The organism is uncultured Methylobacterium sp. (assembly GCF_964242245.1).
GTDB lineage: Bacteria > Pseudomonadota > Alphaproteobacteria > Rhizobiales > Beijerinckiaceae > Methylobacterium.
In genome coordinates this window covers 1-12,186 of record NZ_CAXTBY010000010.1, presented here as the reverse complement: position 1 = coordinate 12,186, position 12,186 = coordinate 1, and the positions used below count along the sequence as shown (strand labels likewise).

Annotated in this window: 12 protein-coding genes and 1 pseudogene; 5 read left to right on the top strand and 8 right to left on the bottom strand. The window is 72.7% G+C overall.

Going from position 1 to position 12,186, the window contains the following annotated elements; translation table 11 throughout:
* Positions 1-43: 43 nt before the first annotated feature.
* Both ACFE8Y_RS04385 and ACFE8Y_RS04380 read right to left on the bottom strand, forming a co-directional pair.
* Complete coding sequence (locus tag ACFE8Y_RS04385; protein ID WP_375463172.1) at positions 44-841, bottom strand: SDR family NAD(P)-dependent oxidoreductase; 798 nt, start codon at positions 839-841, stop codon at positions 44-46.
* Between the two features lie 85 nt (positions 842-926).
* A complete protein-coding gene (locus tag ACFE8Y_RS04380; protein WP_375463224.1) occupies positions 927-2,246 on the bottom strand; it encodes an MFS transporter in 1,320 nt (439 codons plus the stop codon).
* 373 nt (positions 2,247-2,619) lie between these two features.
* Here ACFE8Y_RS04380 and ACFE8Y_RS04375 point away from each other — a divergent pair, with 373 nt between their 5' ends.
* On the top strand, positions 2,620-3,621 hold the full coding sequence (locus tag ACFE8Y_RS04375; protein ID WP_375463171.1) for an alpha/beta hydrolase: 1,002 nt from the start codon (positions 2,620-2,622) through the stop codon (positions 3,619-3,621).
* Positions 3,622-3,631: 10 nt separating this feature from the next.
* Here the strand turns inward: ACFE8Y_RS04375 and metW are convergent, their stop codons facing one another.
* Together metW and ACFE8Y_RS04365 are read right to left on the bottom strand one after the other, a co-directional pair.
* On the bottom strand, positions 3,632-4,324 hold the full coding sequence (gene metW, locus ACFE8Y_RS04370; RefSeq protein ID WP_375463223.1) for a methionine biosynthesis protein MetW: 693 nt from the start codon (positions 4,322-4,324) through the stop codon (positions 3,632-3,634).
* A gap of 20 nt (positions 4,325-4,344) precedes the next feature.
* Positions 4,345-5,538: a homoserine O-acetyltransferase gene (locus ACFE8Y_RS04365; RefSeq protein ID WP_375463170.1), complete on the bottom strand. Its 1,194-nt coding sequence runs from the start codon at positions 5,536-5,538 to the stop codon at positions 4,345-4,347.
* A 317-nt stretch (positions 5,539-5,855) separates the two neighbouring features.
* On the opposite strand from ACFE8Y_RS04365, the gene ACFE8Y_RS04360 reads away from it, so the two are divergent.
* The 4 genes from ACFE8Y_RS04360 (at position 5,856) to ACFE8Y_RS04345 (ending at position 9,426) form a co-directional block, all read left to right on the top strand.
* Positions 5,856-6,752, top strand: a complete 897-nt coding sequence (locus ACFE8Y_RS04360; protein ID WP_375463169.1) for a chorismate mutase — start codon at positions 5,856-5,858, stop codon at positions 6,750-6,752.
* Positions 6,753-6,933: 181 nt separating this feature from the next.
* Positions 6,934-8,049 (top strand): pyridoxal phosphate-dependent aminotransferase, encoded by a 1,116-nt coding sequence (locus ACFE8Y_RS04355; protein WP_375463168.1) that lies wholly within the window; start codon positions 6,934-6,936, stop codon positions 8,047-8,049.
* The gene (locus ACFE8Y_RS04350; protein ID WP_375463167.1) at positions 8,042-8,998 is read left to right on the top strand and encodes a prephenate/arogenate dehydrogenase family protein; all 957 of its coding nucleotides are present in this window, start codon (positions 8,042-8,044) and stop codon (positions 8,996-8,998) included. The genes ACFE8Y_RS04355 and ACFE8Y_RS04350 overlap by 8 nt, the downstream gene beginning before the upstream one ends.
* 14 nt (positions 8,999-9,012) lie before the next feature.
* Positions 9,013-9,426, top strand: coding sequence for a PaaI family thioesterase (locus ACFE8Y_RS04345; protein WP_375463222.1), 414 nt, complete (start codon positions 9,013-9,015; stop codon positions 9,424-9,426).
* A 215-nt stretch (positions 9,427-9,641) separates the two neighbouring features.
* On the opposite strand, the gene ACFE8Y_RS04340 is transcribed toward ACFE8Y_RS04345, so the two are convergent.
* The 4 genes and pseudogenes from ACFE8Y_RS04340 to glyA all read right to left on the bottom strand — a co-directional run.
* Positions 9,642-10,271 (bottom strand): riboflavin synthase, encoded by a 630-nt coding sequence (locus tag ACFE8Y_RS04340; protein ID WP_375463166.1) that lies wholly within the window; start codon positions 10,269-10,271, stop codon positions 9,642-9,644.
* The gene (gene ribD, locus ACFE8Y_RS04335) at positions 10,272-11,366 is read right to left on the bottom strand and encodes a bifunctional diaminohydroxyphosphoribosylaminopyrimidine deaminase/5-amino-6-(5-phosphoribosylamino)uracil reductase RibD (protein ID WP_375463165.1); all 1,095 of its coding nucleotides are present in this window, start codon (positions 11,364-11,366) and stop codon (positions 10,272-10,274) included. It lies immediately after the preceding gene.
* A gap of 20 nt (positions 11,367-11,386) precedes the next feature.
* Complete coding sequence (gene nrdR, locus ACFE8Y_RS04330) at positions 11,387-11,896, bottom strand: transcriptional regulator NrdR (RefSeq protein ID WP_375463164.1); 510 nt, start codon at positions 11,894-11,896, stop codon at positions 11,387-11,389.
* Positions 11,897-12,012: 116 nt separating this feature from the next.
* Positions 12,013-12,186 (bottom strand): annotated as a pseudogene (gene glyA / locus ACFE8Y_RS04325) (serine hydroxymethyltransferase); the annotation flags it as partial.

Sequence of the window (12,186 nt, the reverse complement as noted above, 5' to 3'; positions counted from 1 at the left end):
CGATCGAACGGGGCGGCGCCGAAGCCGCCCCGCGGGTCAACCATCACGCGATGCCGCGCAGGACGCCGCCGTCGACCCGGAGCGCCGCGCCGCTCGTCGCGCTCGCGGCCGGGGAACAGACGTAGGCCACCATGCTGGCCACCTCGTCGACGCCGGCAAGACGCCCGATCAGCGAGGTCGGGCGGTGCTCCGCGATGAAGCGGCGACCGATCGCGTCGAGGTCGGCCGAATCCGCGCCCTCCGCCATCCGCGTCATGAACGCGGCCACGCCTTCCGACAGCGTCGGGCCGGGCAGCACGCTGTTCACCGTGACGCCGGTGCGGGCCACGGTCTCGGCCAGCCCCCGCGCGACCGCGAGCTGGGCGGTCTTGGTCATCCCGTAATGCACCATCTCGACGGGGATGTTGATCGCCGACTCGCTCGCGATGAAGACGATGCGTCCCCAGCCGCGCTCGACCATGCCCGGCGCGTAGGCGCGCGACAGGCGGACGCCGCTCATCACGTTCACGTCGAAGAAGCGCTGCCAGTCGGCGTCCGGAATCTCGAAGAACGGCTTCGGCTCGAAGATGCCGGTGTTGTTGACCAGGATGTCGATCGTCGGCAGTCCCTTGAGCAGCGCATCGACGCCCTCGGCCGTCGAGACGTCGGCCGCGGCGGCGAACACCTCGCCCGCCCCGGTTTCCGCGCGCAGCTTGGCGACCGCGGCCTCGACGCGCTCGCGCGTGCGTCCGTTGATGCCGACGCTGGCGCCGAGGCCCGCGAGCGTCCGGGCGATGCCGAAGCCGATGCCGCCGGTCGAACCGGTCACGAGGGCGCGCCGGCCCGTCAGGTCCATATCCATCGCCGATGATCCGTCCTGTTCCGCCCGGTCAACGCACCACCTCGGGTCCGGTGGCATGCGCGGGCACCGAACGGATCGTGCACGTCTACCCGCCCGGCCCCCGGCGCAGGACGCTGGCGCAGGCGCCGAGGCCCGCGAGCGCCACCGCGGACCACAGCGCCACCACGACGGCGCGATCCGCGCCCGCGCCCTGCGTCAGCCCGAAGACCACGGCGACCAGCGCCGCGCCGAGGGACTGGCCGGTGAGCCGGGCGGTCGACTGCATGCCGCTCGCCCCGCCGCTGCGCTCGCGCGGGGCGCTGGTGATGATGACCTTGTTGTTGGGGGTCTGGAACAGCCCGAAGCCGAGGCCGCAGAGCGTCAGGCGCCACGCGATGTCGAGGGTGGTGGGGGCCGCCGGCAGCAGCGCCGTGCTTGCGATGCCCGCCGCCATCAGCGCCAGACCGATGCCCCCGAGCAGGCCCGGCGGGTAGCGGTCGGCCAGCCGGCCGGCGACCGGCGCCATCGTCGCGATGGCGATCGGCCAGGGCGTCATCAGGAAGCCGGTCCGCGTGCCGGACAGGTGCAGCACGTCCTGGAAGTAGAACGGCAGCGAGATGTAGGCGATCATCTGCGCGGCAAACGCACTGATCGAGGTCGCCATCGAGAGGGCGAAGGCGGGAATCCGCAGGAGGTCGACGGGCAGCAGGGGTGCGGGCAGCCGCACTTGGTACCAGACGAAGGCCGCGCCGATCACCAGCGCCCCCGCGATCTCGGCGAGCGCCCAGGCGTGTGCTCCCGCGTCGCCGAGGCGGTCGATGCCGACGATCAGCAGGCCGAAGGTGAGGGCGTTGAGCACCGCGCTCAGGCCGTCGAACCGCCCACCGCTCCGCGGCGTCGTCGGCAGCGTCCGTGAGGCGACCGCGAGCGCGAGCAGGCCGACCGGCAGGTTCACCAGGAACAGCCAGGGCCAGGAGGCCACCGACAGGATCGCGGCGGCCACCGTCGGGCCGGCAGCGGACGCGACGGCGACGATGAGCGCGACGTTGCCGACGCCGCGGCCGATCATCCGGTTCGGGTAGATGAAGCGCACGAGCGCGATGTTGACGCTCATCACCCCTGCCGCCCCCAAGCCCTGCGCGAGGCGCGCGGCGATCAGGAACCCGAGGCTCGGGGCCAGGGCGCAGGCGAGCGAGGCCGCCACGAAGGCGGCGAGCCCCGCGAGGTAGACCCGCCGGTATCCCAGGATGTCGCCCAGCGAGGCCAGGGGCAGGAGCGCCGCCGTCACCGCGATCTGGTAGCCGTTGACCACGAAGATCGCCGCCGACGGCTCGACCGCGAGGTCCTTGGCCATGACGGGAAGCGCGACGTTGACGATCGCCCCGTCGAGCACCGCCATCGTCATGGCAAGCCCCACCGCCGACATCGCCAGCAGGCGCTCGCGCACCGGCAGTCCGTCCTGTATCTTACCCGCTTGGGTCGCTTCGTCCCGCCCTCGACCGTCCTGCACTTGGCTGTCCTGCACCCTGCTGTCCTGTGTCCCAGGCAACGCGTCGGCCGTCGCGAACCGTCCCGCGCCGCGTCGGCCATAGCGGTTCGCGGCGGCAACAGGCAGGTCCGCGAGGGACATGGTGAGGGACATAGCGCCTGAACCGCCCGCCCGCGGGTGAGGTCGCGGCGGTCGGGGCGATGGCGCGGCCCGCGCGCCGGTCATCGACGCACTCGCGGAATCCCGGCCTTCGCGGCACGGCGTGCGCCCTATGTCACGGTCCGGATCGATCCGACCCGGAGTGCCCATCATGCGTCCTGCAACCCTGCTGCTCGCCCTGCTCCCCCTGCTGCCGATGGCGGCACGCGGACAGGACGCGACGCAGCCTCTCGGCATCGGCCTGGAGGGTTTCGCATACCCGTACCCGGTCCGCTTCCTTGCGCTCTCCCGCGACGGGGAGGCCCAGCGCCTCGCCTACATGGACGTGGCGCCGACCGCCGCCGCCAACGGGCGCACGGCGCTGCTGCTGCACGGGCGCAACTTCCCGGCGAGCTACTGGGCGCCGGTGATCGCGGCGCTGTCGGGAGCCGGCTACCGGGTGGTGGTCCCCGACCAGCTCGGCTTCGGCAAGTCCGCGAAGCCCGTCGGCCCGTTCAGCTTCGACCGGATGGCCGCCGACACGCTCGGTCTCCTCGACAGCCTCGGTCTGCGCCGCGTCGACGTAGTGGCCCACTCGATGGGCGGGATGCTCGCGGTGCGGCTTGCCCGCACCGCGCCGGATCGCGTCAACAGCCTCGTCCTGGAGGCGCCGCTCGGCCTGGAGGATTACCGCTTCAGCGTGCCGCCGGTCGACAACGACACCCTGCTCAGGCGCGAGGGTGAACTGACGGCGGCGGCCTACCGCAAGCAGTTGATGACGAGCTACGCTCTGTCGCTTCCGGAATCGGCGATCGCGCCGTTCGTGGAAGTCCGCGAGCGGGTCAAGGGTGCGGGCGAGTATCCGCGCTGGCTTCAGTCCTTCGTCAATTCCTACACGATGATCTGGGGCCAGCCGGTCGTCCACGAGATCCCGCTGCTTCACGTCCCGACGCTGTTCATCATGGGGGCGGCCGACCGCAACGCGCCCGGAAAGCCCTACGCCCCGCCGGAGCTCGCGGCCAAGATGGGCCGCAACGCCGAGAACGCGCAGGCGCTCGCGGCGCGGATGCGTGACGGCAAGGCGATCGTGTTCGAGGGCATTGGCCACCTCGTCCACATGGAGGCGACCGAGCGCTTCGACGCCGCGATGCTGGACTTCCTGAACGGGCATTGACGGTTCGCCCTCAGGTCCGCGGTGGGCTCCCCCGCCGCAGCAGGAACACCCCCTGCGCGCCGATCAGGTTCCAGAACCACCACGGCATCGAGAACCGCATCGGGCGACCGCGCGCATCGAGCGCGGCCGCCTTCTCGATGCGGGCGCCGACGACGCGGCACAGGCCGACGAAGTCGCGGATCGTGCAGTGGTGGATGTTGGGGGTCTCGTACCACGCCTCGGGCAGGATCTCGGTGATCGGCATGCGGCCCCGGAAGGCGAGTTCGGTGCGCACCCGCCAGTGGCCGAAGTTCGGGAACGAGATCACCACCTGCCGGCCGATGCGCAGCAGGTGCTCCAGCACGAGGCGCGGATTGCGCGTCGCCTGGATGGTCTGGGACAGCACCACCACGTCGAAGGCGTCGTCGGGATAGTTTTCGAGGTCGGTGTCCGCATCGCCCTGGATCACCGGCAGGCCGCGGGCCAAGCAGGCGTTGACGCCCTCGCGGGACAGCTCGATGCCGCGCCCGTCGACCCCGCGGCGGTCGCGCAGCAGCGCCAGCAGCGAGCCGTCGCCGCAGCCGATGTCGAGGACGCGGGCACCCGGCGGCACGAGGCCGAGCACCACGAGGTGATCGACCCGGGTTCCCCCCGTCCCGGCTGCCCGCGGCAGGTCGGCTGCCGCCTCCCAGGGCGTGCCGGAGGCCGCGTCTCCGAAGGTGATCGCCTGCGCGTCGCGCTCGCTCACAGGCCGCGCGCCCGGGCGGCCGCGTCGATGAAGCCGCGCGCGGCCGAGAACAAGGTCGGCTCGTCGAGGAGGAAGGCGTCGTGGCCCTTGTCGCTCTCGACCTCGACGAAGGCGACGGGCGCCGAGGCCGCGTTGAGCGCATGCACGATCGCGCGGGAATCGGCGGTCGGGAACAGCCAGTCGGAGGTGAAGGCGATCACGCAGAACCGGGTTCGGGTCGCCCGGAAGGCGTTGGCGAGCACGCCGCCGTGGTCGGCCGCGAGGTCGAAGTAGTCCATCGCCCGGGTGAGGTAGAGGTAGGCGTTGGCGTCGAACCGCTCGACGAAGCTGAGGCCCTGGTGGCGCAGGTAGCTCTCGATCTGGAAGTCGGCGTTGAACGAGAAGGTCGGCGCCGTGCCGCCCTGGAACCGGCGGCCGAACTTCCGATGGAGCGCGGGCTCGGACAGGTAGGTGATGTGCGCGCCCATCCGCGCGACGCCGAGACCCTTCGACGGCCGGGTGCCGGCCTCCAGGTAGCGCCCGTCGGCCCAGGCGGGGTCGGCCATGATCGCCTGCCGGCCGACCTCGTGGAAGGCGATGTTCTGCGCCGAGTGGCGCGCGCCCGTCGCGATCGGCATCGCCGCGAACACGCGCTCGGGATAGAGCGAGGCCCATTGCAGCACCTGCATCCCGCCCATCGAGCCGCCGATGCACAGGAACAGGTCGGCGATCCCGAGGTGGTCGAGCAGCATCGCCTGCGCGCGGACCATGTCGCGGATCGTGACCATCGGGAAGTCGAGGCCGTAGGCGCGGCCCGTGCCCGGGTCGGTCGAGGCCGGCCCGGTCGAGCCCATGCAGGAGCCGATCACGTTCGCGCAGACGACGAAGTAGCGGTCGGTGTCGATCGGCTTGCTCGGGCCCACCAGCGTCTGCCACCAGCCGGGCTTCCCCGTGACCGGATGGGGCTGGGCGAAGTGCTGGTCGCCGGTAAGCGCGTGGCAGATCAGCACCGCGTTCGAGCGCGTGGCGTTGAGGGTGCCGGCGGTCTGATAGGCGACCTGGAACGGCGCGAGCTGCGCACCCGAATCCATCGCCAGCGGCCGGTCGGTGCCGAACCGGGCGACGAGGCCCGCGGGCTCCCGGGCCTGGGACCGCTCGCGGCCTTCGGGCTCGGGCTCCGGACGCCGAGCGGTGTCGAGGGGATTGTCCATGGCGGATCTGGAAACGGCTTCTTGTCGGGCTCGCTGAAAGGGTTGCGAGACCCCAGGCCTCCCGCGCCCGCCGCAGCACCGAGGTAATGTGCGCGCCCTCATGCGTCAACGAAAGGGCACGATCGCTCCCGCCCCATCGGCGCGGCCGTCAGGTGCGCGTGGGCCGGGCGCTGGCCCTTCGGCGTTGCGGGCCCTAAGAGATTCTCGCCAAGCGCCAGGCGCCGCCGGTCCTGTCCCTGGCATTCGAGGCACCCTGGGGCAGTTCGTGAGACGCTTCCAGGCGCGCCCAGCCGAAACCGACCTCAGCCCGTCACACCATGCGCTTTTCCAAACGAGACGCGACGCCGCCGGAGGATCTCGCCGCGCTGCGGGCCGAGATCGACCGGATCGACGCCGAGATGCACGCCCTGCTGATCCAGCGCGGCGGGATCATCGACCGCCTGATCGCGGTGAAGGGCACCTCGGCCTCGGGCTCCGCCTTCCGTCCCGGGCGCGAGGCCGCGATGATGCGGCGCGTGGCCGAGCGCCACCGCGGGCTTTTACCCCTCGACACGGTGGAGGGCATCTGGCGCGTCATCATCGCGACCTTCACCTTCGTGCAGGCGCCGTTCTCGGTGCACGCCGACATCTCCGGCGGCGACCCGGCGATGCGCGATTCGGCCCGCTTCCACTTCGGCTTCACCGTGCCCTACCGGCCTCATCCGACCTGCTCGGCGGTGATCGAGGCGGTGGCCGCCTCCCGCGGCGACCTCGGCATCTTCCGCTTCGACCCGCGCGCGACGGCTGGCGGCGCGAAGGGGGAGGCATGGTGGGACGGGCTCGTCGGCACCGGCCGCCCGAAGGTGATCGCGCGGCTGCCCTTCATCGAGCGGCCGACGCATCCGGCCGGCACCCCGGTCTTCGTGGTGGCCAAGCCCCTCGACGACCCGGCCGCGATCCAGCGCGACTGGGTGCTCCATGCCGTCCGCTGCGCGGCGTGGACGGCCGGGGCCGAGCGCGCCCTGCAGGACCTCTACGGCGAGGTGGTGGCCCGCGCCAAGCCCAAGGCCGGCGCGGAGAAGACCGGCGCAGAGAAGACCGGCGCGGAGCGGCTGCTGCTCGCCGCGCCCGGCGGCGTCGGTGCCCGCCAGCTCCGGGATGCACTGGACCGCGCCGGCGCGGAGGTCACGGCGCTGGACGAGACCGGAAGCCACGCGGCGCGGTTTCGGGTGTGAGTACGCAGCGCTCGGCGGAGCGGGCACATCCACGGCTTCGGGGCCTGCGCGAGAGCGGCCATGCGGGCGGCTGCGATGCTCGCGGGTCGCGAGCCGCGCCATCCCGCAGCGCCTGCTTCATCAGTGCTCGAAATGCTGTAGACGGGCGCTGTCCAGAAGCCCTGCCTCAGATCGCGATAGAATGGCCGCCTCCTCCCTCGCCCGACCGGTGCCGCGCCCCGGCGTGATGGCGATCGACCTCTACGTGCCCGGCAAAAGCGGGGCGCTCGGGGCGCACAAGGTCCACAAGCTCTCCTCGAACGAGACGCCGCTGGGGCCCAGCCCGGCGGCGGTCGCCGCGATGCGGGAGGCTGCGGCCAAGCTCGAAGTCTACCCGGACGGGACCTCGACGACCCTGCGGCAGGCCATCGCGAAAAGGTACGGGCTCGACGCGGGGCGGATCGTCTGCGGCGCGGGCTCGGACGAACTGCTGTCGCTGCTGGCCTACGCCTATGTCGGCCCCGGCGACGAGGGCATCTTCTGCGCGCACGGCTTCCTGGTGTACCGCATCGCGATCCTGGCGGCCGGCGGCACGGCGGTGGTGGCGCCCGAGTGCGACCTCACCGCGGACGTGGACGCCATCCTGGCCGCGGTGACGCCGCGGACGAAGATCGTCTACATCGCCAACCCTAACAACCCGACCGGCACCTACCTACCGTTCTCCGAGGTGCGCCGCCTGCATGCCGGGCTCGACCCGCACGTGCTCCTCGTCCTGGACGGGGCCTACGCCGAGTACGTGCGGGCCGGCGACTACGCTGATGGACTGGAGTTGGCCTGCGAGGCCGAGAACGTCGTGATGACCCGCACCTTCTCGAAGATCCACGGGCTCGCCGCCCTGCGGATCGGCTGGATGGTCGGGCCCGCCCACGTGATCGACGCGGTCAACCGCATCCGGGGGCCGTTCAACCTGTCGACGGCCGGGATCGCCGCGGGCGCGGCGGCGCTCGCCGACGAGGCGCACGTCGCCGCCGCCATCGCCCACAACGCGGCGTGGCTGCCGCGGCTGACCGAGGGCGTCCGGGCGCTGGGATTTGCCGTGACGCCGAGCGTCGCCAACTTCCTGCTGGTCCACTTTCCCGAAGCGCACGGCCGCACGGCGGCCGACGCCGACGCCTTCCTGACGGGGCGCGGCGTGATCGTGCGGCGGGTCTCCGCCTACGGCCTGCCGGGGGCGCTGCGCGTCACCGTCGGCGGCGCCGAGGCGAACGGCGCCTTCCTCGATGCGCTGACCGCGTTCGCGCGAGGTGCGGATGCCTGAGCCGTCCGTGCCGGCAACGGCCGCGCCGCCGCTGGGCTGCCTCGCGATCGTCGGGCTCGGCCTGATCGGCTCGTCGATCGCCCGCGGCGCCCGCCGCTACGGGTTGGCCGAGCGGATCGTCGCCATCGACGCCGACGCGACCGTGCGCGAGCGGGTGCGCGATCTCGGCCTCGCCGACCACGTCACGGATGACGCCGCCGAGGGCGGGGCGCAGGCCGACCTCGTGATCCTGTGCGTGCCGGTGGGCGCCATCGGTCCCGTGGTGGCGGAGATGGCGCCGCGGCTGAGGGCGGGCGCGGTCGTCTCCGACGTCGGCTCGGTCAAGGCCTCGGTGGTCGCCGCGGTCGGCCCGCACCTTCCTGCGAGCGTCGCCTTCGTGCCGGGCCACCCGGTCGCCGGCACGGAGTATTCCGGCCCGGATGCCGGATTCTCGACGCTGTTCTCCGGCCGCTGGTGCATCCTGACGCCGCCGGAGGGCACGGACGAGGCCGCGGTCGAGCGGGTGCGCGCCCTCTGGCAGGGGCTCGGGGCCGTCGTCGAGACGATGACCCCGGAGCACCACGACCTCGTGCTCGCCATCACCAGCCACGTGCCGCACCTGATCGCCTACAACATCGTCGGCACGGCCGCCGATCTCGAAGCGGTGACGGAATCCGAGGTGATGAAGTTCTCCGCCGGCGGGTTTCGCGATTTCACCCGCATCGCCTCCTCCGACCCGACCATGTGGCGCGACATCTTCCTCACCAACCGCGAGGCGGTGCTGGAGATGCTCGGCCGCTTCAACGAGGACCTGTCGGCGCTGACCCGGGCGATCCGCTGGGGCGACGGCGAGGCCCTGCACCGGCTCTTCACCCGCACCCGCGCCATCCGCCGCGGCATCGTCGCGCAGGGACAGGAGACGGCCGAAGTCGATTTCGGGCGCGGCCGTGCAGGCGGGGGGGAACCGTGAGCGCTGCCACGATGATGACCTTGGCCGAGACGCAAGGCTTCCTCGACCGGGAATTCCCGCAGATGCACGCGGGCGGGCGGGCCTACCACCTGGAGGCGGTCGGCCCGCTCTCGGCCCGGATGCGGCTTGCCGGCAGCGAGCGCTTCCTGCGGCCCGGCGGCACGCTATCGGGACCGGCGATGATGGCGCTCGCCGACTACGCCCTCTACGCCGCGATCCTCGCCCAGATCGGCCCCGTGGCGCTCGCCGTCACCACGAGCCTCACCTTCAACTTCCTGCGCAAGCCCGCGGGACTCGACCTGATCGCGCAGGCGCGGCTGCTGAAGCTCGGCCGCCGGCTCGCCGTCGGCGAGGTGCTGATCGCGGCGCCCGGCTCCGACGACCTCGTCGCCCAGGCGAACGGGACCTACTCGATCCCGCCGCGCTGAGCGGGCTTCCGGGCCTTCATCGATCCGCGTAACGGGACCAGAGGGCGACACCGAAGCCGACGGCGACCGCCATCAGGGGGGCGACGACGAAGGCGACGATCTGAACGTCTGTCATGGCTTGAGGCCTCTCAGGACGACGCCTACCGTGAACAGGTCACCAGCCGTGGCATTCGGACAGGCCGCGATCAACGCGATCCGCTCGTTCTGAACCAAACTCACGCATCGCTCCCGCGCGCCTCGGCGAGCCGAGCCGCGTAGCGCGCGATCAGGTCGACCTCCAGGTTGAGGCGGTCGCCCGCCCGCCGCTCGCCCCACGTCGTCACCTGAAGGGTGTGCGGGATCAGCAGCACCGAGAAGGTGTCGCCCGCGACCGCGTTGACCGTGAGCGAGGTGCCGTCGAGGCAGACGGAGCCCTTCTTCGCGATGAAGCGGGCGACGTCCGTCGGCGCCCGCAGGGTGAAGCGCTCGCTCGCGCCCCAGTCGCCCGCGGTCACACTCTCGCGCGACACGACCTCGGCCACGCCGTCGACGTGGCCGGTGACGAGGTGGCCGCCGAGTTCGTCGCCGATCCTGAGCGAGCGCTCCAGGTTGATCCGGGTGCCGGCCTGCCACGTGCCGACGGTCGTCAGGGCCAGCGTCTCGGCCGCCGCATCGACGGAAAAGACGCAGCCGCCCCCAGTCGGTTCGACCGAGACCGCCGTGAGGCACGGCCCGGAGCAGGCGATCGAGGCCCCGAGCGCGAGGGTGGCCGGATCGTAGGCGGCCCGGATGGTCAGCCGGCGCAGGCGCGCGTCGCCCGCCACGCTGAGGATCGTGCCGACATCGCTGACGAGCCCGGTGAACATCTAGGGAAATCTCCGCTCGTAGGTGACGGCCCGGTCGGGCCCGAGGTCCAGGCTCTCGACCGCGCGAAAAGTCTCGCCCGCGAGCCGTCCGGCGAGGTGCGGGCCGACGGCCGGAAGGCCGCCGCGCGCGCCGAGCTCGGACGGGCCGGTGATCAGGGTACAGGCGTCGATCAGGTCCGCCTCGGCGAGGGCGTCCGCGAGCCGCGGCCCGCCCTCGCTCGCCAGCCGGGTCACCCCGCGCTCGGCCAGCATCGCCAGCACGGCTCGCAGGTCGACGCGGCCCCGCGCGTCGTCGGCGACGCAGACCACCTCGACGCCGAACGCGTCGAGCATCCGCTTGGCGTGAGCCGGCGCGCGGCGGGTGGTGGCGACGAGGGTGGGCACGTCGCGGGCGCCGCGGACCAGAACGCTCGCCGGCGACAGGCGCAGCTCCGAATCGAGGACCACCCGCAGCGGCGAGCGCTCCGCGAGGCCGGGCAGGCGCACGGAGAGCGACGGGTCGTCAGCCCGCACGGTGCCGATCCCGACCATGAGTGCGTCCGCGTGCGCCCGCCACAGGTGGACGGCGCCGCCCGCCACCTCGCCCGTGATGCGCAGGCGCTCCGGCCCGGAGGCGGCCGCAAAGCCGTCCCGCGTGCGGGCGAGCTTCAGGTGCACGCTCGGACGGCCGCGCGTCACCCGCGCGACGTGGCCGCGATGGTCGCGAAGGGCTTCTGCGCGCATCAGGCCCGTCTCCACCGCGAGGCCGGCCGCGCGCAAGGCGGCGTGGCCACGGCCGGAGACCCGCAGGTCCGGGTCTTCCAGGGCGCTGACGACGCGCGCGATGCCGGCGGCGATGACCGCATCGGTGCAGGGCGGCGTGCGGCCGTGATGCGAGCACGGCTCCAGGGTGACGTAGAGGGTCGCGCCGCGGGCGGCGTCCCCCGCCTGGGCGAGCGCCAGGGGTTCGCCGTGCGGACGGCCTCCGGGCGCCGTCACGCCCTGGCCGACGATCCGCTCGGCACCGGCCTCGCCCGCGACCACCACCGCCCCGACCGACGGGTTCGGCCACGTGCGGCCGAGGTTGCGCCGGCCCAGCGCCAGGGCGAGCCGCATCAAGCGGTCATCGGCTCCGCTCACGGGCGCGCCCGCGCGGAGCGCCGCTTCGGCGCGGGCGCATCGTCCGACGCCGCACCCGCCTCGCCCAGCGTTCCAAGGAGATCCTCGAAATCCTTGGCCTCGCGGAAATTCTTGTAGACCGAGGCGAAGCGCACGTAGGCGACATCGTCGAGACCCTTCAGCCCCTCCATCACCAGCGCGCCGATCGTCTCGGAGGGGATCTCGGCCTCGCCGCCGCTCTCCAACTGCTGCGCGATGCCGTCGACCAGCCGCTCGATCCGGTCCGGCTCGACCGCGCGCTTGCGCAGCGCCACGCCGATCGAGCGCTGGAGCTTGTCCCGGTCGAAGGGCACGCGCTTGCCCGAGCGCTTGAGCACCACGAGCTCGCGCAACTGCACCCGCTCGAAGGTGGTGAAGCGTCCGCTGCACTCCGGGCAGACCCGGCGGCGGCGGATCGCGGCGCCGTCCTCGCTCGGGCGCGAGTCCTTCACCTGCGTGTCGGAGCCGCCGCAATAGGGACACCGCATCCGGCGGACCTCTCATGGTCGAGACGTGCGAACGGCCGCGAACCTCCTCGGTCCGCGGCCGTTCGGTCACGTGGTGCATCCCGCCCCGGAAGGGGAGGGCGTGCGGCGACGATCCCTCAGCCGTAGATCGGGAAGCGGTCGGTCAGCGCGTGGACCTTGTGCTTGACCGCGGCCTCGACCTCGGCGTCGCCGGCCTCGCCCCTGGCCACGAGGCCGTCGAGCACCTCGACGATGAAGCCGCCGATCTGCTTGAACTCGGCGACGCCGAAGCCGCGCGAGGTGCCGGCCGG

Excerpts from the sequence above, each read along its gene's own strand:
- ACFE8Y_RS04385 (WP_375463172.1), bottom strand. The coding sequence starts at position 841 with ATGGATATGGACCTGACGGGCCGGCGCGCCCTCGTGACCGGTTCGACC.
- ACFE8Y_RS04380 (WP_375463224.1), bottom strand. The coding sequence starts at position 2,246 with ATGTCGGCGGTGGGGCTTGCCATGACGATGGCGGTGCTCGACGGGGCG.
- ACFE8Y_RS04375 (WP_375463171.1), top strand. The coding sequence starts at position 2,620 with ATGCGTCCTGCAACCCTGCTGCTCGCCCTGCTCCCCCTGCTGCCGATG.
- ACFE8Y_RS04365 (WP_375463170.1), bottom strand. The coding sequence starts at position 5,538 with ATGGACAATCCCCTCGACACCGCTCGGCGTCCGGAGCCCGAGCCCGAA.
- ACFE8Y_RS04360 (WP_375463169.1), top strand. The coding sequence starts at position 5,856 with ATGCGCTTTTCCAAACGAGACGCGACGCCGCCGGAGGATCTCGCCGCG.
- ACFE8Y_RS04355 (WP_375463168.1), top strand. The coding sequence starts at position 6,934 with ATGGCCGCCTCCTCCCTCGCCCGACCGGTGCCGCGCCCCGGCGTGATG.
- ACFE8Y_RS04350 (WP_375463167.1), top strand. The coding sequence starts at position 8,042 with ATGCCTGAGCCGTCCGTGCCGGCAACGGCCGCGCCGCCGCTGGGCTGC.
- ACFE8Y_RS04345 (WP_375463222.1), top strand. The coding sequence starts at position 9,013 with ATGACCTTGGCCGAGACGCAAGGCTTCCTCGACCGGGAATTCCCGCAG.
- ACFE8Y_RS04340 (WP_375463166.1), bottom strand. The coding sequence starts at position 10,271 with ATGTTCACCGGGCTCGTCAGCGATGTCGGCACGATCCTCAGCGTGGCG.
- ribD (WP_375463165.1), bottom strand. The coding sequence starts at position 11,366 with ATGCGGCTCGCCCTGGCGCTGGGCCGGCGCAACCTCGGCCGCACGTGG.
- nrdR (WP_375463164.1), bottom strand. The coding sequence starts at position 11,896 with ATGCGGTGTCCCTATTGCGGCGGCTCCGACACGCAGGTGAAGGACTCG.